This is a genomic window from Chryseobacterium sp. WG14 (assembly GCF_024586945.1).
Lineage (GTDB): Bacteria > Bacteroidota > Bacteroidia > Flavobacteriales > Weeksellaceae > Chryseobacterium.
Genome location: NZ_JALCZD010000004.1, coordinates 202,020 through 224,772 on the forward strand (window position 1 = coordinate 202,020; position 22,753 = coordinate 224,772).

25 protein-coding genes are annotated in these 22,753 nt (G+C 36.1%); 14 read left to right on the forward strand and 11 right to left on the reverse strand.

Features of this window, described 5'->3' with window-relative positions; genetic code table 11:
- Nucleotides 1-26: 26 nt before the first annotated feature.
- From MP478_RS09055 to MP478_RS09065, 3 genes are all read right to left on the reverse strand, one after another.
- Nucleotides 27-893, reverse strand: a complete 867-nt coding sequence (locus MP478_RS09055; protein WP_257200259.1) for a hypothetical protein — start codon at nucleotides 891-893, stop codon at nucleotides 27-29.
- Nucleotides 894-946: 53 nt separating this feature from the next.
- Nucleotides 947-1,240, reverse strand: coding sequence for a hypothetical protein (locus MP478_RS09060; protein WP_257200260.1), 294 nt, complete (start codon nucleotides 1,238-1,240; stop codon nucleotides 947-949).
- A 763-nt stretch (nucleotides 1,241-2,003) separates the two neighbouring features.
- Nucleotides 2,004-3,698, reverse strand: coding sequence for a hypothetical protein (locus MP478_RS09065; protein ID WP_257200261.1), 1,695 nt, complete (start codon nucleotides 3,696-3,698; stop codon nucleotides 2,004-2,006).
- A gap of 514 nt (nucleotides 3,699-4,212) precedes the next feature.
- On the opposite strand from MP478_RS09065, the gene MP478_RS09070 reads away from it, so the two are divergent.
- Together MP478_RS09070 and MP478_RS09075 are read left to right on the forward strand one after the other, a co-directional pair.
- Complete coding sequence (locus tag MP478_RS09070; protein WP_257200262.1) at nucleotides 4,213-5,259, forward strand: low specificity L-threonine aldolase; 1,047 nt, start codon at nucleotides 4,213-4,215, stop codon at nucleotides 5,257-5,259.
- A 533-nt stretch (nucleotides 5,260-5,792) separates the two neighbouring features.
- A complete protein-coding gene (locus MP478_RS09075; RefSeq protein ID WP_257191884.1) occupies nucleotides 5,793-6,731 on the forward strand; it encodes a glycosyltransferase family 2 protein in 939 nt (312 codons plus the stop codon).
- A gap of 75 nt (nucleotides 6,732-6,806) precedes the next feature.
- Here MP478_RS09075 and arr read toward each other — a convergent pair whose 3' ends face one another.
- Nucleotides 6,807-7,220, reverse strand: coding sequence for an NAD(+)--rifampin ADP-ribosyltransferase (arr, locus tag MP478_RS22580; protein WP_373691694.1), 414 nt, complete (start codon nucleotides 7,218-7,220; stop codon nucleotides 6,807-6,809).
- A 590-nt stretch (nucleotides 7,221-7,810) separates the two neighbouring features.
- On the opposite strand from arr, the gene MP478_RS09085 reads away from it, so the two are divergent.
- The 5 genes from MP478_RS09085 (at nucleotide 7,811) to MP478_RS09105 (ending at nucleotide 11,592) form a co-directional block, all read left to right on the forward strand.
- Complete coding sequence (locus MP478_RS09085) at nucleotides 7,811-8,689, forward strand: AraC family transcriptional regulator (protein ID WP_257200264.1); 879 nt, start codon at nucleotides 7,811-7,813, stop codon at nucleotides 8,687-8,689.
- An 85-nt stretch (nucleotides 8,690-8,774) separates the two neighbouring features.
- A complete protein-coding gene (locus MP478_RS09090) occupies nucleotides 8,775-9,371 on the forward strand; it encodes a DapH/DapD/GlmU-related protein (protein ID WP_257200265.1) in 597 nt (198 codons plus the stop codon).
- 76 nt (nucleotides 9,372-9,447) lie between these two features.
- Entirely contained in the window at nucleotides 9,448-9,879 is a 432-nt protein-coding gene (locus tag MP478_RS09095; RefSeq protein ID WP_230036563.1) for a cupin domain-containing protein, read from the forward strand.
- A gap of 53 nt (nucleotides 9,880-9,932) precedes the next feature.
- Nucleotides 9,933-10,538 carry a carboxymuconolactone decarboxylase family protein gene (locus MP478_RS09100; protein WP_257200266.1) on the forward strand — a complete coding sequence of 202 codons (606 nt, stop codon included), beginning with the start codon at nucleotides 9,933-9,935 and terminating at the stop codon, nucleotides 10,536-10,538.
- Nucleotides 10,539-10,545: 7 nt separating this feature from the next.
- Nucleotides 10,546-11,592 carry an alpha/beta hydrolase gene (locus tag MP478_RS09105; protein ID WP_257200267.1) on the forward strand — a complete coding sequence of 349 codons (1,047 nt, stop codon included), beginning with the start codon at nucleotides 10,546-10,548 and terminating at the stop codon, nucleotides 11,590-11,592.
- Nucleotides 11,593-12,168: 576 nt separating this feature from the next.
- Here the strand turns inward: MP478_RS09105 and MP478_RS09110 are convergent.
- From MP478_RS09110 to gcvH, 4 genes are all read right to left on the reverse strand, one after another.
- Nucleotides 12,169-12,528 (reverse strand): hypothetical protein, encoded by a 360-nt coding sequence (locus MP478_RS09110; RefSeq protein WP_257200268.1) that lies wholly within the window; start codon nucleotides 12,526-12,528, stop codon nucleotides 12,169-12,171.
- 580 nt (nucleotides 12,529-13,108) lie between these two features.
- Nucleotides 13,109-13,705 carry a class I SAM-dependent methyltransferase gene (locus MP478_RS09115; RefSeq protein WP_230036553.1) on the reverse strand — a complete coding sequence of 199 codons (597 nt, stop codon included), beginning with the start codon at nucleotides 13,703-13,705 and terminating at the stop codon, nucleotides 13,109-13,111.
- A complete protein-coding gene (locus MP478_RS09120) occupies nucleotides 13,702-14,073 on the reverse strand; it encodes a glycine cleavage system protein H (RefSeq protein ID WP_257191892.1) in 372 nt (123 codons plus the stop codon). The genes MP478_RS09115 and MP478_RS09120 overlap by 4 nt, the downstream gene beginning before the upstream one ends.
- 56 nt (nucleotides 14,074-14,129) lie before the next feature.
- Entirely contained in the window at nucleotides 14,130-14,510 is a 381-nt protein-coding gene (gene gcvH / locus MP478_RS09125) for a glycine cleavage system protein GcvH (RefSeq protein WP_230036549.1), read from the reverse strand.
- A gap of 135 nt (nucleotides 14,511-14,645) precedes the next feature.
- Between gcvH and MP478_RS09130 the strand changes: the two genes are divergently transcribed.
- Nucleotides 14,646-15,329, forward strand: coding sequence for a Crp/Fnr family transcriptional regulator (locus MP478_RS09130; protein ID WP_257200269.1), 684 nt, complete (start codon nucleotides 14,646-14,648; stop codon nucleotides 15,327-15,329).
- A gap of 224 nt (nucleotides 15,330-15,553) precedes the next feature.
- A complete protein-coding gene (locus MP478_RS09135; RefSeq protein WP_257191895.1) occupies nucleotides 15,554-15,925 on the forward strand; it encodes a DoxX family protein in 372 nt (123 codons plus the stop codon).
- Nucleotides 15,926-16,047: 122 nt separating this feature from the next.
- Here the strand turns inward: MP478_RS09135 and MP478_RS09140 are convergent, their stop codons facing one another.
- Nucleotides 16,048-16,413, reverse strand: a complete 366-nt coding sequence (locus MP478_RS09140) for a helix-turn-helix domain-containing protein (protein WP_257200270.1) — start codon at nucleotides 16,411-16,413, stop codon at nucleotides 16,048-16,050.
- Between the two features lie 257 nt (nucleotides 16,414-16,670).
- The gene (locus tag MP478_RS09145; protein ID WP_257191897.1) at nucleotides 16,671-17,354 is read right to left on the reverse strand and encodes a hypothetical protein; all 684 of its coding nucleotides are present in this window, start codon (nucleotides 17,352-17,354) and stop codon (nucleotides 16,671-16,673) included.
- Nucleotides 17,355-17,741: 387 nt separating this feature from the next.
- Between MP478_RS09145 and MP478_RS09150 the strand changes: the two genes are divergently transcribed.
- Entirely contained in the window at nucleotides 17,742-18,110 is a 369-nt protein-coding gene (locus tag MP478_RS09150) for a hypothetical protein (protein ID WP_257191899.1), read from the forward strand.
- A gap of 37 nt (nucleotides 18,111-18,147) precedes the next feature.
- Here MP478_RS09150 and MP478_RS09155 read toward each other — a convergent pair whose 3' ends face one another.
- Nucleotides 18,148-18,780: a hypothetical protein gene (locus tag MP478_RS09155; protein ID WP_257191900.1), complete on the reverse strand. Its 633-nt coding sequence runs from the start codon at nucleotides 18,778-18,780 to the stop codon at nucleotides 18,148-18,150.
- A gap of 154 nt (nucleotides 18,781-18,934) precedes the next feature.
- Here MP478_RS09155 and MP478_RS09160 point away from each other — a divergent pair, with 154 nt between their 5' ends.
- From MP478_RS09160 to MP478_RS09175, 4 genes are all read left to right on the forward strand, one after another.
- The gene (locus MP478_RS09160) at nucleotides 18,935-19,507 is read left to right on the forward strand and encodes a C40 family peptidase (protein ID WP_257200271.1); all 573 of its coding nucleotides are present in this window, start codon (nucleotides 18,935-18,937) and stop codon (nucleotides 19,505-19,507) included.
- Between the two features lie 311 nt (nucleotides 19,508-19,818).
- Nucleotides 19,819-20,631, forward strand: coding sequence for a 2,3,4,5-tetrahydropyridine-2,6-dicarboxylate N-succinyltransferase (locus MP478_RS09165; protein ID WP_257191905.1), 813 nt, complete (start codon nucleotides 19,819-19,821; stop codon nucleotides 20,629-20,631).
- Nucleotides 20,632-20,655: 24 nt separating this feature from the next.
- The gene (locus tag MP478_RS09170) at nucleotides 20,656-21,819 is read left to right on the forward strand and encodes a glycosyltransferase family 87 protein (protein WP_257191906.1); all 1,164 of its coding nucleotides are present in this window, start codon (nucleotides 20,656-20,658) and stop codon (nucleotides 21,817-21,819) included.
- 3 nt (nucleotides 21,820-21,822) lie between these two features.
- The gene (locus MP478_RS09175; RefSeq protein ID WP_257200272.1) at nucleotides 21,823-22,752 is read left to right on the forward strand and encodes a glycosyltransferase family 2 protein; all 930 of its coding nucleotides are present in this window, start codon (nucleotides 21,823-21,825) and stop codon (nucleotides 22,750-22,752) included.
- The last annotated feature ends 1 nt before the right edge of the window (nucleotide 22,753 follow it).

Genomic DNA, 22,753 nt, shown 5'->3' on the forward strand with positions numbered 1-22,753 from the left:
TGTAATTCAGTATATAGATTTGTATTTTATTTTAACCTTCTAACACTTACCTGTGATATGGGGCCAGAACCTGTTGAACCCGTGTTGATTGCTTTTATAGTAAGTGTTTCAGTACCATTGTTAAAATGGGGTGAAGCTCTAAAAGAATACGTTCTGTCATTTCTTAAGTTAATGGAAGTAATTAAGGTATAAGTTTGTAATCTGCCTGCTGTTGGATAACCATCATTAACCCTGGCAACCCATTGATTAGAGACATCATCCCAAAGTCCAATTACAGGTCCTAAACTACCTACGGAAGCTTTGGTATCTGTTAACTGTAAATTCATAATTATAGAATAAACCCCATTCTCCTTAACTCGAAAATTATTCCAAGTAGCAGTAGAAGTGTAAGAGTTTTCATTGTCTATAATTTCAACATTTAAATTTCCGATATATGATCCAACCGTTGGAGCACTAGTTGCAGTTATACTAAAATCATCAGACATGAGAGCCGTTATCTCCTGAGCTACAATTGTTCTTCCGTTCGTATAAATGACTGTGCCGGCTGAAGTAAGATCACTGGGACCGTTTATTGGTTGCATTTTTTGCCAAATCCCGTTTTCAAAATAATAAAACCCTACTTTGTCAATATTAACAGTTGTTCCTGTAGCTGTTCCCGTTCCTATATTATTCACATATACCAACGTAGATACAGGAACCGAAGACATACTCTGTGCTCTCTGCCGGTCAATTCGAGGGACTAAAATCCCATCTACATTAGCAGCGGATCCTGTTGGAACTTTTGCAACAACATCAAGGGTTGCCTGAGGTGTCGATGTATTGATACCTACCTGTCCGAAGATCATAGAGCTTACTAAAGTAAATGTTACAATAAGTAATTTATTATTTTTCATTTTGTATTATTTAATTGTTATTTATGCTGATGTTTAAAAAGAGAAAAACCTTTTTATTGTTTTGTATTGATACATACCCATTGGGACTGAGTGGAATTACCCTTATTCACTTTTAAACATCTTTTTTCAGTATCATAAGCTAGTAAACCATTGGCAGGCTTGGGGATGCTATTGATGTGGCTTGTGGTCATGGGGCTTAAAAGAGCGCCTTTATACTGACCTTCTAAATTTGTTGGAGCTACAGTAAGGTTGCTTGATGGATGCGGAGTTGCGGAATTGATACCGACCTGTCCGAATGCATATGAGGTGCATAAGATTACACCTGTAAGAATTAATATTTTTTTCATTTTTTCAATTGTATCATTACAAATCCTAAACGAGCCTCAGGGCTTGTTTAGGTTCATAGGTTATTGGTGTTTTTTTTTACCGAATGATACCGGTATTATCGTGAGGGCAAAGTTAGTAGATCCAAAAATTAAAACATATAGTAGATATCTATCATTTTTGCTTTTTTAATTTATTATTATGATAACAAAAACTGTATTTTGTCATAAAAATTAATTAAAAAAGCAGGACAGGACGGGGATATGGCTTCGATATATAGTGGAATGTTGTTATTAACAGAATCTTATCTAATAAGGTGGTATAGTTGAGATTTGCCCATCGCAAGGACTAGATTTACTGTCGGCTCTTTTGAGTATACTAGAAGAGCAACCAAGGTGAATATAACAGGACGGTATGTATGCTTTTGACGATCATACTTGTAAAAAGCCCATAGCTTTGTTACCCATTTGGATAGTAAAAATCCAATTTAATATAGAAGATTAAAATCATTATAATTGTATGGGACACCAAGAAATTAATTTTGTTGATAATTCCACTATTGAATTAAATAAAAGCCTTAATAACGACCATACAATATACATTTGGTTTTATCTTTTATATTAAAATGATACAAGAAGATAGCAGTGTCGTGGCTTTTTATTGATTCTTAATGGTAATAGGTGATACAGTTATTCAAAAATATTTTATCGGCTGAAGATAAAAGAGACTGTCTCACCCTTGAGACAGCCTCTACATTAAACATATAATAAAGTCTTTTTAAGCTAGTTATTGAGCATTTTTCAAAGCTTTGGCAATAATATTCATCAACATAACAGAGTTAGATACATTAGCCCGACCTCCCCATTGGCTTATAACGGGTCTCCTGCTGCTATCTAATAACCATGGATAGCTGTTACCGCTTACAGGAGCTGCACTGCCAACATACACTGACATTCCACCGTCTCCGAACCAATAGAACTCTTTTGGTTTATATTTGAACGCCACAACATTGCTACCTGAACTGGACAAAATATCAATTGAGCCAGGATTGCTGAGACTTAGATTTCTCGCAGTACACGCGTCGTTACCAAATATTTTTCCTCTCGCATCTCCAAAATCTCCAACCAATAGGTCACTTGTGCTTGAGTTGACAGCAGTACAAGTTGACCAAGTTCCAAGAGTACTTCCACCTCCTGACATGGTATTGACCAAAGTCGACGTAAATGGTCCGCTTGTTTCAGAGAACCAGAGAACGGTCCCGCCATTTTCAATGAAAATTAAAATGCTGTTGAGATCAGTTTGGTTAGCTATATTATAAGCATACCCTACAATTAGCATTTTGTATCCCGCTGTTCTTAAGTCCGTTAATCCGCCACTGGTTACAGTACGCCTTGTAACGTCCCATGTATTTACTGTTTTAACTATTCCGGAAGGTCCAAAATTATTAGGGCTGTACATTGCAATACCTAATCCTCCGTTAGTTCCTGTATCTACTGAATATGGACTTTGGCCTAAGGCCAATATTTTCATCTTTGATAAATCAAATCCAGCCAAGACGGTCATGTTTACAGTACAGGTAGATCCACCTATATTGACCATAAAACTTGCTGCTCCAGCGGTGGAAGGTGTTCCGTTTACGGTATAGGTAAGACTTCCCGTTCCATTGTTAAAGTTTCCGGCAGCAATTGTGGCGGTCAATCCACTGACTCCTGTTGATGTAATGCTTTGTGCTGTAAACGGACCACCGTTACCTGCAGAATATGGTATTGTAAATGATGCCCCATTTGCAGGAGAATTGACAACCAATGTTCCGGAATTAGTTGATCCGCCGCAGTTTAATGTGGCTTGTCCACCATTCATATTCACATTGACATTTACAGAACAGGAAGAACCGCCCATGCTAATGGCAAAACTGGCTATACCATTATTTGTAGGAGTTCCGGATATACTGAACACCAGATTTCCGGATCCGTTGTTAAAGTTTCCTGTAGATATACTGGCCGACAATCCTGTAACTCCTGTAGAATTGATATTTTGTGCGGGGTATGCTCCCCCGTTGCCGGCAGTATAGGGTACTGTAACAGACACACCATTTGCCGGCTGTCCGCTTACTAAGGTACCTGTGGAGCTTGCCCCTGTGCAGTTCAGGGTAGCAGAGCCTGTGACAGTATTAATAGGCCTGCCACAAATTTCCAGCCATTGATTCTGAGGTGCGGCAGCCCAGTAATTATAACACTTTGTGTCGGTATTATAAACCCATAACCCGTCAACAACAGAGTCTCCGGCTGTTGGTTGAATAGAGGTGATATTAGCTGTTGTAAGTCTGGGAAATAACACCCCTGTATTGTTTGTCTTAGAAACAATATCTAAAACAGTTTTTTGATGGGGTGATGATGTGTCTATCCCAACTTTTCCTCCCTGGCTGTATAAGTTTGATAATAAAAAGATACATATTAGAAATAATAATTTTTTTCCTGTCATTTTCTTGTTGTATTTAAATTTTTTTTTAACTGTATTATTTTACAAATCTTAAACAAGCCTCCGCTTGTTTATATTCATAGGTTATTTGTGTTTTTTTACCAATTGATATCGGTATTATTGATGGGCAAAGTTAGTAGGCCAGGAAATGAAAACATATAGTAGATATCTATCATTTTAGCCCTATCTGCTTGCTATTATGATCGTACAGAATAATTTTGTTTGTATTATTGCCTTGGAAAAATACAAATCGAGTAATCCGAAATAGTTCTGTTGCAAAAAGCTGAAATAACAATTCTTCGGATCTATAATAAGTAATAAGATTATCTCCTTTGAAAAACCTAATGATGGTAAGGTGATGATTGAGTATCTGAAATTTTATATAACTAACCCATAAAAACTCTGACAGTGTTCATTATACAATTATGCTTAGTGTTCATAAAAAACGGATTACTGCTGAAGATTAGTCCATTCCAATGAAAATAATCAATCCAACTATTTAATTTTTTTTTACAATATGGAAAATGAAGTAATAGACTTAAGAAGCGACACCTTAACCTTACCAACACCGGAAATGAGAAGTGTGATGAATGATGCCGTATTAGGCGATGATGTGTACAACGAAGATCCTACGGTGAATAAACTTGAAGAAAAAGTGGCAGCAATGTTCGGTATGGAAGCAGCTCTTTTTTGTCCTACCGGAACTATGACCAATCAACTGGCAATTAAAGTTCACACAAAACCCGGGGATGAAGTGATCTGTGACCAGCTTTCCCATGTTTATCTTTATGAAGGAGGAGGAATTGCCATGAATGCTTTTTCCTCTGTGCGTCCACTGGCTGGAGATTATGGAAAATTAAGTGCAGCTCTGGTTAAAGATGCTATCAATAATCCTAATGATATTCATCAGCCTGTAACAAAGCTTGTGGTATTAGAAAACACTACAAACAAAGGAGGCGGAAGTATTTATAATTTTGATGAGATAAAAAAAATAAAAAAAATATGTACTGACCATGGACTTATTTTACATTTAGACGGAGCCAGATTATTTAATGCTTTAACTGAAACTTCAGAGACTCCTAAGGAGTACGGTGAGGTGTTTGACAGCATATCCATTTGCCTGTCAAAAGGACTGGGATGCCCTGTAGGATCTGTACTTATTGGTTCTTTAGAATTCATTAAACAGGCAAGAAGAGCCAGAAAAGCAATGGGAGGAGGATGGAGACAGGCTGGAGGATTGGCAGCAGCAGGTATTTACGCTCTTGACCATCATGTTTCCCTGCTTAAAAATGACCATTTAAGAGCAAAAAAAGTAGGCAACTTATTACTTGCCTATACAGAGATTATACGCTTATATCCCGTTGAAACGAATATTGTAATAGGAGAGCTCCCCGAAGATAGAGAGGCAGTAAGTTTTGTAGCCGGAATGAAGGAAAAGAATATATTATGTTCTCCTTTTGGGAAAAACCTGGTACGATTTGTTACCCATCTTGATTTTACAGATTCTCATTTAGATATATTGGAAAGCAGATTAAGATTGTACAATACCGGTAGGACCAGCTAAAATAATACTATTAATAATGAACTGCTTTATTTTCTATTTCATCTGATATTTTAAACGGACTTTTGGATGACAGATAGGCATCCTTTCTGTCTTCTGCGGCCAAGCCACTTACCGTATTTCTAAGATTATTCTTTTGAATTTAATATAGAATAAAAACAGAAATATCTTCTAAAATTGGCTCTTCCGACACTTGATATAACGACTTTTAGGAGACACCTGATATGTTTTCTAATTGATGTATTACCACAGCATCAGGATAACATTAAAGTGTACACAATAAAGATAGCATTATTGTTTCTTGTTGATCGAAAGCTACACCCGCGGCTGTTTCGGGACATATATGGATTTCGGATCTATAGAAATAGCGGGTTTATAAAGAACTTGTTTAGACTTTTTATTTTAACCACAAACCGAAGATTTGACATAGTCAAAAGCCACAAAGTTTCTTGAACACTCAGCTTTTGTGACTCAGTTTTTAATTAGTTTAAACAAGCTTAAAAACAAAATACAAAACACAAATTATAATTAATCGCATGAAAATTTCCGTTATTATTCCTGTTTATAATGCAGAAAAATATGTTGCAAATGCAGTACATTCTGCATTGCAATTTAAAGAAGTTTATGAGGTTATCCTTATTGAAGATGGATCACCTGATAATGCACTTAAAATTTGCATTGGACTAGCTGAAAAATATGAAAGAGTAAAATTTTTTCAACATGCGGATCAGAGAAATCATGGTGCCGGAACCAGCAGAAATCTGGGGATTGAAAAATCAACGGGCGATTTTATTGCTTTCCTGGATGCTGACGACTACTTTCTACCGAATCGATTTGATGCTGAAAAAGAGCTTTTTAAAAATAAGAAAACTGAGGGAGTGTATGGTGCGCTTGGTGTACATTATTATTCTGAAAAAGCAAAAAAACAGTATTACAGGTTATTTGGTGAGAGACTTACAACAGTTTATAAAAAATATGAACCGAAGGATGTTTTTAAAGGTCAGCTTCATATGCTTGGAACCTTTGGTCTTTTCAGTATTGACACGCTTACCCTGCGAAAAGAAGCCCTGTTAAAAATGGGGTCTTTTTTCAGGCCGGGCTTACAGCTTCATGAAGATACTGAATTCCTTTTCCGCTTATCGTTTTATCTCGATCTGTATCCCGGGATTATAGATCAGGCTGTGGCTATAAGGGGAGTGCATGAAAGTAACAGAATAACAAAAGTAGACAACCGGGAAATAAATCCGGCAATATCAAAAGCGATACTCTGGAAAGAGGTTAACAATTGGATGCAAAGTGAAAAAGAGGTTTCAGAAGATATAAGAATTCATGCTAAAAGAATGCTTAGAAGTTTCGAAATTGCAAAAGCACCTCTGCTGCAAAAATGGGGAATGATAATCCGGTATTTTTTTACAGATTATCCAAGCATACGTTCAGGTCTTTATAATATTAACTTCAGGTCTAGCTTATTGTAAAATATCTAACGGCTCGTCGTTACAAGACTGAACTATTTTAACAAAGGGTTCTCCATTTCAGCAGATGGCAATAATCTAATTAATAATCTCTCCTTTATTCTTCGCTAATTTTTCCTGCCATTGCTGTAATTGCTCAGGTGTCTGTCTTTGCCAATCTGTTATTTCCCCGATGATCTTCAGCGGCTCGCTGGTACGATAGGAACGTGTAGGATTGCCGGGAAACTTTTTATTAGTGACATTGGGATCATCCTCAAAACTGCCACTAGGCTCAACAATATAGACTCGTTCAGACCCGTTGCCCCTGGCTAAAGCTGCAGCTAACCCTGCTCCGTTAACCAATGCTGTAAAGTAGATGTGATTCATTACGAGCTCCGACTGATAGTTGGAAGTACGTCCAGCTGTCAATAGATCACCTACTTCCAGATTTGCTCGTGTACCATGGTAAAAGGGACCCTTATCTGAAGGCTGGTTTACAGATGATAATGCCAATTCATGATACTTTTTTGCTTTATCAATATCGCCAAGTTCTTCATAACATTGAGCTATCTTTGAATAAAGAGCAATAAAAGCTCCTTTCACCGCATCATTATCAGCTTTTAAAGCAAACTCCAGTGCAGTTTCATACCAGCTTAATTGGTCAGGAACCCTTACCTGGCATCGCCCAATAAACCAGGCTGCAAGGAACTTTTCAAAATCGTTTGTTGCCCTGTCCCAGGCCTGTAGAAATAATTTACCTGCTTCTTCCGGATTTTCAGTTTCTTCCAGCTGTATACCTTGCATACAAAGCTGTATAACGGGATTGTTGGGGTTGAATTCCATTTTTCGATAATTATTTTTTTAAAGAACGTAAAAATCATGTTTTGCGCATATAACCTCATCGAATATCTGCAATTCTACTATTTTCCCCTGAGATATTCGCTCAGAGTATCAAGTGCTTACCGAGAGATATTGTAGTTGCTTAAGGGATGGATTGCTCACTTGACCCTTACTGAAATGAGAACGCTTTCCCAAGCAAAATTATATAAATATGGCAAATAAAAAAGTAAATGTTACGTATTTGAATTTCTTAACTTTGCATTATGAAAGAAAAGGTGACAAGAGAAGTTTCCAGATTTAATAATGAGCTTAAACTGCAAGGCTTTAAAGCATTTCAAATAGAAGAAGATGGTGCTGAGACCAGGACTTACAGTAGAAAAGAGTTTTATAAAATTTGCCTGACGACCGGCAGAAGCAAAATTCATTACGCTGACAAAACGTATGAGCAGGAAGGAACGATCCTTTTCTTTGGAAACCCGCATATTCCTTATTCCTGGGAAACTATTTCAACAACTTATGCCGGCTACACTATTCTTTTCTCTGAAGAATTTTTTAAAAACTCTGAGCGTTCGGAAAGTTTACAGCAGTCCTCATTTTTTAAAATTGGCGGAACACCCGTTTTGAAAATTACTGAGGAACAAAGATTTTTTCTCAATACCCTATTTCATAAAATGATAACAGAGCAGGAGAGTGATTATGTATTTAAAGATGAGTTGATTCGCAATTACATCAGTCTCATCATCCACGAATCTCTGAAGATGGAGCCTTCTGAAAATTACGAACAGAATAAGAATGCATCTTCAAGATTGACTTCCGTTTTCATGGAATTATTGGAAAGGCAATTTCCTATTGAAACTATCCAAAACCCACTTCAGCTACGAACTGCACAGCATTACGCCCAACATCTCAATGTACACACCAATTATCTGAACCGGGTTGTAAAAGAAGTCACAGGAAAATCTACAACATCACACATTACTGAGCGAATTATTATGGAAGCCAAGGCCCTTTTGCTGCACACCGACTGGAGTATTTCAGAAATCGCTTACGCCCTGGGATTCGACTATCCAACCTACTTCAATAATTTCTTTAAAAAATTTACAGGAACTAATCCGACTGCTTTTCGTTTGTCGGAAGTTTGATTTTCTTAATCTTTGGTTTGATAATCATTACCACTTTGCTCAAAGGAGGTATTAACTTTGTACTTGGTAATCAAATCCAAATACAATGTCAGATTCAAACAACATCTCCGATTCTACTTCTGTTCAGAAAGATATTTTTGAACGGCTTTTAGCTGGTGAAACGATATTTCCCAACGATTTACAAATAGGCAGGCTAAGAGAGGAAGCATTTGCTGTGAAAGCATTACTTATACAGATGAATAATTCTTCGGACCCGGAGGAAATTACGCAGCTATTAAGCAGGATTTTAGATAAAGAAATTCAGGATGTTGCCGTATTCACACCAATTTACATCAATTATGGCAAGCACATCAGCATTGGAAAAAATGTCTTTATTAATTTTGACTGTACTTTTTTAGCATTAGGTGGAATTACGATTGAGGATGATGTCTTAATTGGTCCAAAAGTCAGCCTTATTACCGAAAACCATCCGTTAAACCCTCAAGATAGAAAAGGACTGATTGGCAAACCTATCCTTATCAAAAAAAATGCATGGATCGGTGCCAACGCGACCATCTTACCTGGTGTAACAATCGGTGAGAATGCAGTTGTAGCAGCTGGAGCGGTGGTGTCTAAAAATGTTCCCGACAATAGCATTGTCGGTGGAATACCTGCAAAATTTCTTAAAGATATTTACTCCTAAATCAAAAATTAAGCGTCAGGCAATTGGTAACCCATATTTTCGGTTTATACACCGTCAATAATAAAAATAAAAAAATATGAAAACAGAAATTCCCAAAATAAGCGATTTTCCTACGGGTGAAGAAAATACTGAATATGCACCATATTTTACAGGTAAATCTTACCTGGCAATGCTTACTACAGAGAAGGATTTAAATGTGCCCCTTTCAAACGTAACCTTTGAACCCGGCTGTAGAAACAACTGGCATAAGCACACTGGAGGACAGATTTTAATTGTCGTAGGCGGTGAAGGATTGTATCAGGAAAAAGGAAAGCGTGCCATACATCTTAAGTCAGGAGATATTGTAGAAATTGCACCTGATGTGGAGCATTGGCACGGAGCAACGGCAAAAAGCTGGTTTTCCCATCTCGGTGTTACATGTAATCCGATAACGAATGAAAATGTCTGGCTTGAACCTGTAACTGATGAAGAATACAGTGAGGCTAATAAGCAGATTAAAAAAGGATGAAGAATTGGAAGTATATACCCACTTTTTTTGTAATCATTTTAAGCGCAACAATTATGAACGCACAAATTAAAAAAGGACTGGATAGCCGGCAGCAGAGTTTGGTGAAAATCTCTGCATTAACAGCAATAGGAAACCTGGAAGATCTTCAAATCCAATTAAATGAAGGACTGGATAATGGATTGACCATTAATGAAATAAAAGAGGAACTGGTACAATTGTATGCGTACTGTGGTTTTCCACGAAGTCTTAATGCAATTAATGCATTTAAAACGGTTGTTGAAGATCGAAAAGCCAAAGGAATAGCAGATAGTGAAGGTGAAAAAATTATTACCGAAAATAATCCACCTGATAAATATGAACAGGGAAGAAAAGTATTGGAAGTTTTAAGTAATACACCACAAATAAAGCCTGCTCCGGGATTTGGGGAATTTGCACCAAGAATTGATGCGTTTTTAAAAGAACATTTATTTGCCGATATTTTTGCAAGTGATGTTCTTACTCATCAGCAAAGAGAACTCATTACCATTGCAGCTTTATCTTCAATGAAAGGAGTAGAACCGCAATTGAAATCTCACATCGCTATGGGCAGGAATACCGGAATCACTGATGATCAACTTATTGTTTTAGCAACAGTTGTAGAGACTATAATCAACAAATAATGAATACATGAATACCATAAAATTATTATCGATAGCTGCCGTGCTTTTGTTCACCCATATTTTGGCCCAGAAAAAATCAATACCTTCAGAAATGAATACATCAAAAGAACATTATACATTTAAATTAAGCGATAAGGTAACCCGTCAAAAAATAACTTTCAAAAACCGTTATGGCATTACATTGAGTGGTGATTTATATCTGCCAAAAAGGGCAGGAAATGAAAAATTAGCAGCATTGGCTATTAGCGGACCATTTGGCGCCGTAAAGCAGCAATCATCAGGATTATATGCCAACCAGATGGCTGAACGTGGTTTTGCCGTTGTGGCATTTGATCCATCTTATACTGGCGAAAGTGGCGGCGAACCCAGAAATGTAGCTTCACCGGAAATTAATACGGAGGATTTCAGTGCTGCAGTTGACTTTTTAGGGTTACAGAAAAACATTGACAGAAATAAAATTGGGATTATTGGGATTTGTGGTTTTGGAGGATTTGCATTAAACGCCACTGCAATTGATAAACGAGTGAAAGCCGTTGCCACAACAAGTCTGTATGATATGACAAGACTGATGTCGAAAGGATACAGCGACTCTGTAACATCAGAACAACGCACTAAAACATTGGAAGATTTGGGGCAGCAACGTTGGAAAGACGCTGAAAACGGAAAGCCTGCCAATGGACCAAGAAATCTGCCGGAATCCCTGAAAGGTGATGAACCACAATTTGTAAAAGAATATTTTGACTATTACAGAACACTACGAGGCTTTCATGTAAATTCTGTGAACTCAAACGGAGCATGGTTGGTAACTAATCCGTTGTCGTTTATGAATATGCCGATATTGACTTACGTGAAAGAAATTTCGCCAAGATCTATTCTTATGATTGCCGGTGAAAACGCACATTCAAAATATTTCAGTGAAGATATATTTAAAGCAGCAAATGAACCTAAAGAATTAATGATTATTCCAAATGCAGTTCACGTAGATTTGTATGATAAAGTGGATGTGATTCCATTTGATAAATTGGAAAGTTTCTTTACAACGAATTTAAAATAGATCAATGGCAAAAATATTTGTAAAAGGTTCTGCATTGACTATATTTACTAAGTATGGACAAAGAAACTGCCAGTTACATCATCAAGTATTTTAGCAACCTCATGGCTGACGATGAAAAGTTAGCATTAAAATATCATATGTATAAAGGAAGTGGATAAGATGCAAGAGGTGATTAAGAAAGAAAATCCGCTGCCCTCCAAAAAAATATAAAAATATTCTATATAACTATTTGTTTTTCTTATCTAAATCACTATATTAGAGATAGTACCTTATAACAGTGGGAAATTTAACAAATGATAATTTATAGAACCATTAAAAATGGAAAGGAAACGAAACATTATTTAGATGTTTTAGATGTGGACGGGAAAATCTATGGATTTTTACAATTGAATCCGGAAGATGAATGGGATGAAGATCACGAGTTATTTAATGAATGTTGTGATCGTCTCAAATTGATGTATGGTAGTAGGTTCAAAAAATTTACACTTAAACATTCAAGAATTTAAAATTTATGCCTTCTCTTTGTAGACTGCCCTTAAAAAGTGTTTAACTTTTTGTGGGCAGTCTAATTGGGGCTTACTTTTGTTTATACGGATTGAAATAGCCGTTTCTATGTGCTGTAATTCTTTTAATTGATATATTTATGCTGTCAATTGTATTTTGATCTAGTAAATAACTTATACCCCTCTTGTTTTTTAGCAAGGATCCGGTTATAAATTCCGATTGAATGTAAGGGGAAACATTATTATAAATTGTAGCCCTCGTAACAAATTGAATTTTTGCTTGTCTATCTGTGTCGGCTTCTATATCTATATCGGACTTGGTAATATTACTAATCATGTATGGAGGAATTGTTGTCTTATAAATAATTTGACCTTCATATTTATCTCCACATGAATAACAGGCAAGTCCCAATATAAAGACAATTTTTTTCATTTCATAATTTTGGTCAAAGAAAGGAAAATATTATACAAAATAATTATGGGATTCCTTAAAAACTATTTGAAAACTATTTGCTTACTGTTAACCCTTTTCCTTTAAGTGCGAAGAAAAGGTTTTGGAGCTGGTGTACGTATCTCATCATCATAATTTCCCAACTTGATTATCCAGCCTTTAGACGGTTTGCATATGAAAGCTCTATGATATCTAATGTATATTCAAATTGCTCTACCTATTCATCATTCGGATTATACTTTTCTCCGTCATTATTTTCAAAGCCAAACCTAATTAGCCACTCCTCAGTTAAAGGAATAGGTATACAATAAAAGCCTTCAATTTTGTAAAGAGACATCGTGATAAGTAAGATATTTCTGAGAAAAAAAGTATTACTACAAAAAAGATCGTAGTAATACTCCAAAAAAATATATAATATCCAGACCGCATATTGGTAATAATACCATCATTGCTGATTTGTAAGTTGTAATCAGAAAATCTATAGAGAATCTTAGTGATCATCTACTTTCTGAATTGGGGTAACCTGCTGTCATTAGACAGGCTCCATTCATTTCGGAATTGATTATACTGTTTTCTTCCAGAAGTTCAGTAATCCATTACAGTCGGTACCCACGATATCAAAACTGCTAGGAATCTCATCCCATTTACTCCAATACGTAACCAGACGGGTACCTACAGGAGTTTTATCAAGCTGTTCCTTTACGTAGTCCGAATAAGCATAATATAAATCTTTCTCCGGCATCACTGTATTGTCTATTAAACATGTGGTATCTATATTTTCATAAAAAGAATTAAAAAAGTAGAAGGCATCATAATCCAAAAAGGAAATTTCATTGATATTGGCATGAATAAACTCTACATTATCGATTTTATTACGGGAAGCTATCTTTTTTGAGATCTTCGTGAGGGAAGCTCTCTGTTCAACACCGAAAAACATCCCTTTGGTAGAAGCTGCCCCCACCAGGCAAAACTTTCCGACACCGGCACCAATATCCAGTATTTTAGTATCAGGCTTCTGGGCGAGATATTCGGCGGCTATCTTTGCAACAGCAATGGGTGTCCAATGACGGCTTGCCAGCTCTTTTATATGACTTGGATAAAGTTCATTAAAAGTACTGTCTTTAACATCAATATTTAATTTGAGATCATTAAAAATCATTTGATAAGTTGAATATATTCTTTATGGGTCAAAAATTCACTGGTGCAAATATCGGCTGAAATACTCAAAAACCAATAACTATAAGGAGCTATATTAATATGTGAAGGCTTTTCGTTCAGCATGATATTGACATCTGTAATGGTAAACTCACCGGGCAAAATAAGGGGGAAAGTTTTGTGAGTTCCATAAACAAAGCCCCATGGTTCCTTTTCTCCTATTGTTTTTTCCTCCAGATTGATTTCAATAAGATTGATTTCACCAATTTCTTTCTGGGCAAAATCAGTAATTCCTATGCAGAAATCATACAATCCTATTTTTCTTAGCCATAAATGATATTTAGTATAATAAAGATTCTTAGGAATAAGCATAGGAATCAAATTTATTTTATGAATGTTGTTTTCCTGGTTATTAGAGTTTTATGAGATTATCTGCCAATTAAAGATGCATATGATTTAGCTCTCAGTAAACCTTCTGTATCAAAAATATTTTCGATTCTGATTTTGATCATCCAGCCTTCTCCATAAGGATCGGTATTCACAAGTTCCGGGTTGGCTTCCAGTTTGGGATTGATCTCCAGTATTTCACCGGGCACAGGCAGGAAAAGGTCTGATACAGTCTTTACGGCTTCCACGCTTCCAAATACTTCATGCTGTTTTAAATTTTCTCCCAGCGTCTCGATTTCAATATAGACTATATCACCTAATTCACGTTGCGCAAAATCAGTAATTCCAATGTATGCCGTATTATTTTCTAATCTCACCCATTCATGGTCCTCTGTATACAAGAGGTTTTCAGGAATCTTCATTTTTTATAATTCTTTTATTTAATTGCCGGTGTAAAAGTAGATCGTTTAGCTGAGACTTATGATGATCTAGATTGTGATAAAATTTGATTTAAATCAAATTGCATAGCTGAAAATTGCTTAATTTTGTTCTAACCTATGATTTCAAAATTTATATTCAATAATCAATACCTTTTTGACGAATTGCCGGACAGTGATAAAGAGCTGCTTCAGGGCGTAATGCAGAACAGGAATTATCGCAAAAATGAAGCGATATTTACCGATGGAACAATACCCAGTGGTATTTTTTATTTAAAAGAAGGGAAAGTAAAAAAGTATAAAGTAGATAATGAGGGGAGGGAGCAGATCATTTATATTTACAATTCAGGAGAGTTTTTTGGATATTCAGCTATTTTAAGCAATGAATGTTATGGAGACACCACGCAGACTCTTGAAAATTCAATGATCTCATTTATTTCAAAAGAAGACTTTCTCAAATTACTGGATATGTCCGTGGTATTTTCAAGATTGCTTTTAAGAAGCTTAAGCCATGAGTTCAGTGTGATGGCCAATTTGATGACGGTATTGTCACAGCGTACTGTCAGAGAGCGGGTGGCTCTGAGCCTCCTTATTTTACATAATAAATATAAAGGAAACGGAGCAGAAGACGACGTATTTATCACACTATCCCGTGCAGACTTAGCCAATATGGCCGGTACAGCAAATGAAACATTGGCACGCATACTTCATGATTTTAAAAAAGATCAGCTTATCTTGATGGAAGGCCGGAAAATACAGCTGCTCAATTTTAAAATGTTGACACAGATAGCCAATTTCATGTAAATTACTCCAAATTTTTTATTTACTATCACTCACAGACTTTGGGTGTTTTCTGATTTGATTTAAAATTACCTTAGGGAATTCAAGGTGAAAAGTCCTGTTAAAACACCCCATTTTTTCAGTTTTGCTATAGAGACCTGTTCTTTTTTTCAAAATTTCCCTTTTCCTACAATTTAGTAAGTAAACAGGAAAAATATTTCTTTTTATGAAATTTGTAAAAAAAAGAAATGGAAATTATAAAAACCGTTATTTACTGGGCGGGCTATGCCTATTATCTGTATGTTTTTGGGTATGCTTCTTTGTATAAGGTCTTTCAGAAGACTTCTATGATGCAAAGTATGAAATCTTTAGGATTTAATATTCCTTCGACAATTCTTATAGGGGTATTGGAATTATTGGGAGTTGTTATGTTGGTTGTAGGCCTATTTAAACCTCAGTTTAGAAATATAGCAGCACTGTATTTATTTCCTTTTGCCATAGGAGCTTTCACTGCTCACATGGCTCACAATGAGTACAATCATTATTACAGCTCTTTACTGATGTGTATGATTTCAGTTGTTTTACTGGTCCTCGATAAGAACTTTAAAATTATGGTCTAAGCAGCATTGTAAAAGAGCGCCTCAAAATTGAGGTAACCTTTTAGTTTACACCACGAATATGCGAACATTTTATACGTGTATTCGTGGTTTAAAATTAACAAACCGTTACAGCTTCCTTATTTTTATTCATCTGGTTTTTCGATGGCCTGATCTCCCCAACGGTCCATCAAATCAAAGATTTCTTTTAAAGACTTTCCTTTTTCTGTTAGAATGTACTCTACTTTAGGAGGAAATCCTTCATATTCAATCTTTTCTATCAGAGAATCATTTTCAAGTTCTTTTAATTTGGCACTCAATACCCGTTCGGAAATTCCAACAAGCTTTTCTTTAAGTTCAGAATACCGTAGTCTGGGGTGATTGAGCAGGTAGGCGAGGATGTTAATTTTCCATCTTCCCCCTATTATTGCTAAAGTACCGGACAGCCCACAATTGCTTTTCCAGTACATTTCGTTGTGATTATTTGTTGAATTTTCTTTTCTGGTGGTCATTGGGATAGCTGTTGGTTTATATTTGAAATCAGGTCAGGTGAAGCTGAGTGCAACTGTCTATGATAAAGCAAATGTACAAAAGGAGATTGAAGTTTTATTAAAATTTACAGATCATACAATATATGCATGTAAACGGATTAAAAAAACTTAGAAATAGCAATGACTTTGAGGTACTTAAAACAAGTACAGATGTTTCCTTCTAAAAAAAGAGCCACAACAGACATTGCGGCTCCTCATTGAAATCAATTATATAGGTATTATAGACTTTTCGAACGCGCTACTGAAATAAGATAGACAAGATGTGCAAACATACTTCGTTTCACAGATTCTATTTTTATATCCCCGGTGGTCTGATTGATGGTAGTAACCAGGTCGGTGTTACATTGTCCGGAGAATGATCCGCTTCCCAGATAATTGGCCATGTTAGGGGCTGGATAGGAAATTCTTGGATAGTCGGGAGGAATCTGGTTGGCCACAGGTGCCGTACCGAAAAATCCCTTATTGTCGATGAATCGGGCCGACCAGGTGCCTAAGAACTGCCCGTTTCCTGTATTAATTCCCTGTCCAACTACAATTTGAGTATCCACAGCATTGGTAAAACCTGCACACGAACTGTAATGGTTAACAATAACAGTACACGAAGAAGCATTATCTGAAGGCTGGAAACAATGTCCTTCATAGATAGTGGATCTTTGCTCAGCAGGAGATGTAGAAGTGTTGAGTATAGCTTTTGGAGAAAAAATTTCTTCAGGGGATAATAAGGTAAGAACTCCCTGTGCATCTGCCGAAACAATTTTTTTATCAGGATTTGCCAACCCTCGTACTCTTACCTGTCCATTTACATCTAATGTCTGAGTAGGAGTAGTTGTATTAATTCCTACCTGAGCGCTTACACTGCCATAAAATGCAAGCACTGCCACAAAAATAGTTTTTGTTTTCATGTTATTAAATTAAATCTGTCTAATTTTTCACTAAGATAGGAAATATATATAATTTAAGATATTAATTCTATAAAAATATATAATATAGTAACTTAATAGCTATATAATAATTAATTAAGGATAAATTAAACTAATGAATGAAAGATTAACTCAAAAATTCCGATCCGTGATATTGTTTGAAAAATATTTGTATTTTAGCCGAAATATGTTGTTTTTTAATAAACATATTGCCTGCTGATTAAAATTCAGACAATTTGAAGAAAAAATTAGTAGATTTGCACGAACAAAAAATAATAAATATTAAACACTATTCTTTGTCACAGGATGCTTTTTGAACAAAATGGAACAGGGAATAACAGGATTTTAGGTTATAAAACTACTGAAACTATGAAGAAACTTTTTTTACTTTTATTAACGGCGTTTTTATTTATCGGTTGTAGCTCTGATGATGACACTATCTATGATTATATAGGAACATGGTCAGGAACCTACGAGGGGAGTGATAAGGGAGTCTGGAACATTGTGGTAGATAATGCAGGAAAAGTGACAGGTACCATGCATTCCGATGTAAATGATGAAAATTACAATATTTCCGGTAATCTAAGTACTTCAGGAGATTTAAATGCAGTAGTAGGGCTTCCGTCAAAAGGAGATTTCAGAGGAACCTTAAATACGGATAAAAAAGGAAATGGAAATTGGTCCAACTCACTTCCCACCCCTGCAAAATCAGGAAGCTGGAAAGGAGATAAAAAATAAAAATAGAAAGTCTGCAGAAAGTTGCAGACTTTTTTATTTATACAAATCCCATATGGGTAATCGTATGGTCTTCTTTTTTCAGGGCCACAAAACAAATCAGAAAATCATCTTCCGAAAACTGCTTTTTAAAACTGATCTTTTGCTTATTCTCCAGAATAATATGCTCTTCAGCATATTCAGCCGTGTAATGTTCAAAATCCAATCTGATCGTCAGAATATCAGCCATATATGATGCTGAGCTTTCATCCGGAAAAAGAGTGTAATCCTGAACTTTAACTAATAATTTTTTTGTTTTCCCAAACGGAAATCCTCTGAGAAGAGCTTTTCCTTCTTCTGTTTTTAATCCTTCTTTTACAGTCCTTTTACCTCTTTCAGATAAGATGTCTAGGTCTTTAATTTCGGTCATTACCTTAGCAAACTTCTGGTAGAGGAGGGGATCTCCTGCTTCTTTAATATAGGCAGTCAAACCGGCCCGTATGATTTTTCCGACTTTAGAACAGTGCCCAAATTCCGAACTGTTCTGTCTTACTTTTTCATATGACGCTTTCTTTTTAAAAGCCGTTTTATTAAAACCGCTTTTCTTCCGAACCACATTCTTGCCGTTCAGATTATAAAAAACCAGGTCACCCACAGTTCCTTTGATCTTGATGAGACTTTCATACGTTGCCATATTATTATTGCCAAATTGAATCCAAATATAGGAATAAATAATGGGAATTTAAATTTTAACATATATTTATCATATAGTTGTAGTATAGTTATTCTATAATTAAATTATAAAATGTATATTTGTATATAATTAATTAAGTAAAAATCAGAGGAGTATGGGACCGGAATTATTTGTAAAAAAACTAAGAGTAAAGCAGCTGTCTGTTCTCATGATAGCTTCTGCTTTTGTCATTTCCTGTGGATCATCAAAAAGCGTTTCTGCCCATAAAAAATCAGGATCTAAAACAGTGACAAAATCTGAAAACCTTAGAAGACTTGATTCTAAATTTGACGGAAAAGTCCCAAGATCGGCGAATGATATTCTGAAAGATGCAGAGAAATATATTGGAACTCCCTATAAATTTGGAGGAAATACATCTTCCGGATTCGACTGTTCCGGGTTTACGGTAAAAGTGTTTGAAGAAAATTCTTTCAACCTTCCAAGAAGATCATCAGACCAGGCCGATGCCGGGAAAAATATAGACATTACCGATGTTAAGCCCGGTGATTTGTTGTTTTTTGCAACAGCAGGAGGAAGCAGGGTTTCCCACGTAGGAATTGTTCATGATATAGGACCTGATGGGGAAGTTAAGTTTATCCATGCCTCTACCTCAAAAGGAGTGATTATTTCATCCCTGAACGAAAAATATTGGAATAAAGCCTATCTCCATGCTCAAAGAGTTCTGTAATATGTACTCATTGATGTCATTAGGAATTGCTGCCTTTATACGATATATTGTTTTACCACATTGGATGTGTCCCGTGGAGCCTTAAAAAAACAATGATATCAGCTTCTTTCTGAAAGTCTCAGGAGCTGGCAAATATCTATCCTGAACAACAACCACCCAGATTTCCAAAAACGGACAGGCTATCTAACTTATAAAAAGAGGGTTGGACATATGTTCAGCCTTTAGTCAAAAGCATAAAGTTAACAGGTATTTTGCTGAACTTTTTTGTATCTTTGGCCGTATAATTTTTCAAACTAATTTAAATAAGAAGCATGTCGTTACAACAAACAATTGAAAACATTTGGGATAACAGAGATTTATTACAAAATGAAGAGAGCCAAAAAACGATAAGAGAGGTGATTTCTTTACTTGATTCCGGAGAACTTCGTGTAGCTGAACCTACAGAAAATGGATGGCAGGTAAACGAATGGGTGAAAAAAGCAGTAGTAATGTATTTCCCAATTCAGAAAATGGAAACTATTGAAGTAGGACCATTTGAATTTCATGACAAAATTCCTTTAAAGAAAAATTATGCAGAAAAAGGAGTAAGAGTTGTACCTCATGCCATTGCAAGAGAAGGATCTTTTGTAGCTTCAGGAGTAATTCTGATGCCTTCTTATGTTAATATCGGGGCTTATGTAGATTCAGGAACTATGGTAGATACCTGGGCTACAGTAGGAAGCTGTGCACAGATCGGTAAAAACGTACACTTGAGTGGTGGAGTGGGTATCGGTGGTGTATTGGAACCGTTACAAGCTGCTCCGGTAATTATTGAAGATGATTGTTTCATCGGTTCAAGATGTATCGTTGTAGAAGGTGTACATGTGGAAAAAGAAGCCGTACTGGGAGCTAATGTTGTATTGACGGCATCTACAAAAATTATTGATGTAACAGGAAATGAGCCTGTTGAAATAAAAGGAAGAGTGCCTGCACGTTCAGTAGTAATTCCTGGAAGTTACACCAAACAATATCCAGCCGGAGAATATCAGGTTCCATGTGCTCTTATTATTGGGCAGAGAAAAGAATCTACAGATAAGAAGACTTCACTTAATGATGCTTTAAGGGAAAATAATGTAGCTGTATAGTTTACAACCATAAAAAATGCCACATTGAAGGAAAAAATTTCATCATTTATACTAAACCCTAAATATATATTTGGGGTTTATATTATTACTGCCATTGCTACAGCCTTGTCAAAATATTCCAGGGGAGAGCGTGCTTACAATAACTACCTTATTTTTAAGAACGTTTTTTTTAACACCCTTAAAGAGAGAAACCTTTATCTTTCTTACCCGGAATATCTGGATGTTAATCATTATGGGGTATTCTTTAGCGCCATTATTGCTCCCTTTGCAATGCTTCCGGATTGGGCGGGTTTAATCCTGTGGAATGTAGCGAATGTGTTGGTTTTCCTACTGGCAGCAAAAAAATTACCGTTCTCAGAAAGAAATAAATCCTTTTTCTTATGGCTTTGTTTACAGGAGTTTATCACCTCCAGCCTCCACCAGCAGTTTAATGTGGCATTGGCAGGATTGATTATTCTTTCGGCAGCCCATATTTACAGAAAAGAAGAAGTGCAGTCTGCTTTATCAATCTGCATAGGTTTCTTTGTAAAAATCTATGGAATTGTAGGGCTTTCTTCATTCTTTTTCATAAAAGATAAAAAGAAATTCATACTTTCCTTTATTGTTATTTCTTTAGCATTTCTGGCTATTCCGATGTTGTATTCATCTTTCCATTTCGGTCTGCAGTCTTATGTAGACTGGTTTGTAGAATTGAAACATAAAAATATGGAAAACCAGCAGCTTGGAAACTTTCAGGATATTTCCCTGATGGGATTTGTGAGAAGAGTGCTGGGAGATGCTGCCATTCCCAATACGATATTTTTGGCTATTGGGGTTCCGCTTTTCTTTTTACCTTACCTGAGAATCAGTCAGTACAAGTATTTAGGTTTTAAACTGTCTATTTTAGCATCATCATTATTGTTTGTAGTGTTGTTCAGCTCCAGTTCTGAACCACCTACCTATATCATTGCTGTGGCAGGTGCTGTCATCTGGTTTTTGATTCAGGAAAAGAAAAGTCCGGTAGTTATTGCCATGTTGGTGTTTCTGATCCTGTTTACGTGTTTTTCAACTTCAGATTTGTTTCCAAAAACGGTAAAAGAGAATTTTATTCTGAAGTATGCCATTAAAGCTGTTCCATGTGTGGTCATATGGCTAAGACTGACCTGGGAGCTGATGACTAAAAAATATACAGATAAATTATCATACTAACTCATGAAGAAAATCTCAATTGTCATTCCTGCCCATAATGAAGAAGGTAATGTTGCCTTAGTCCATGAAAGAATCAGGGATGTTTTTTCCGGGCTGGAAAACTATCATTATGAAGTTATTTTCGTTAATGATGGGAGTAGAGACAATACCCAGCAGCGATTGGAAGAACTGTCTCAGCGGTTTGAAGAAGTGAAATATATTGAATTTTCGAGAAATTTCGGCCATCAGCCCGCTGTAAAGGCCGGGATGGATAATGCCAATGGAAATGCCGTTATTTCAATGGATGGCGATCTTCAGCACCCACCCGAACTGATTCCCGAACTGATTAAAAAATGGGAAGAAGGCTATGATATTGTATTTACTGTAAGAACATATCCCAAAGAAATATCTTTTTTTAAAAGAAAAACGTCAGACTTTTTCTATAAAATATTATCCGGCTTATCCGATGTTAATTTAACAAAAGGAGGGGGTTCAGATTTCAGGTTAATGGATGCCAATGCTGTTGAAGTAATGCGTACCTTTACCGAAGACGATTTATTCCTCAGAGGTCTCACCAGCTGGATGGGCTTCAAACAGGCCGGAATTGATTTTAAAGCAGATACCAGACTCTCCGGAGAAAGCAGCTACAATTTTAAAAAAATGCTCACTTTTGCATTTACAGGGATTACAGCTTTTAGCGTAAAACCACTGTATATAGCGGCTTATTTAGGCTTTTTATTTTCAGCACTTTCCATTGTGGGATACGGAACTTACGTCATTCATTCATTTGTGGCAAAAACGGAAATTTCAGGTTGGGCATCCTTGATTATGACGATCGTCTTTTTTGGAGGACTGCAATTGATCATTATGGGAATTATGGGAATTTACTTAGGTAAAATATTTAAACAGGTGAAAGACAGGCCTAATTATATTATTAAAAACAAAAATTTTTAGA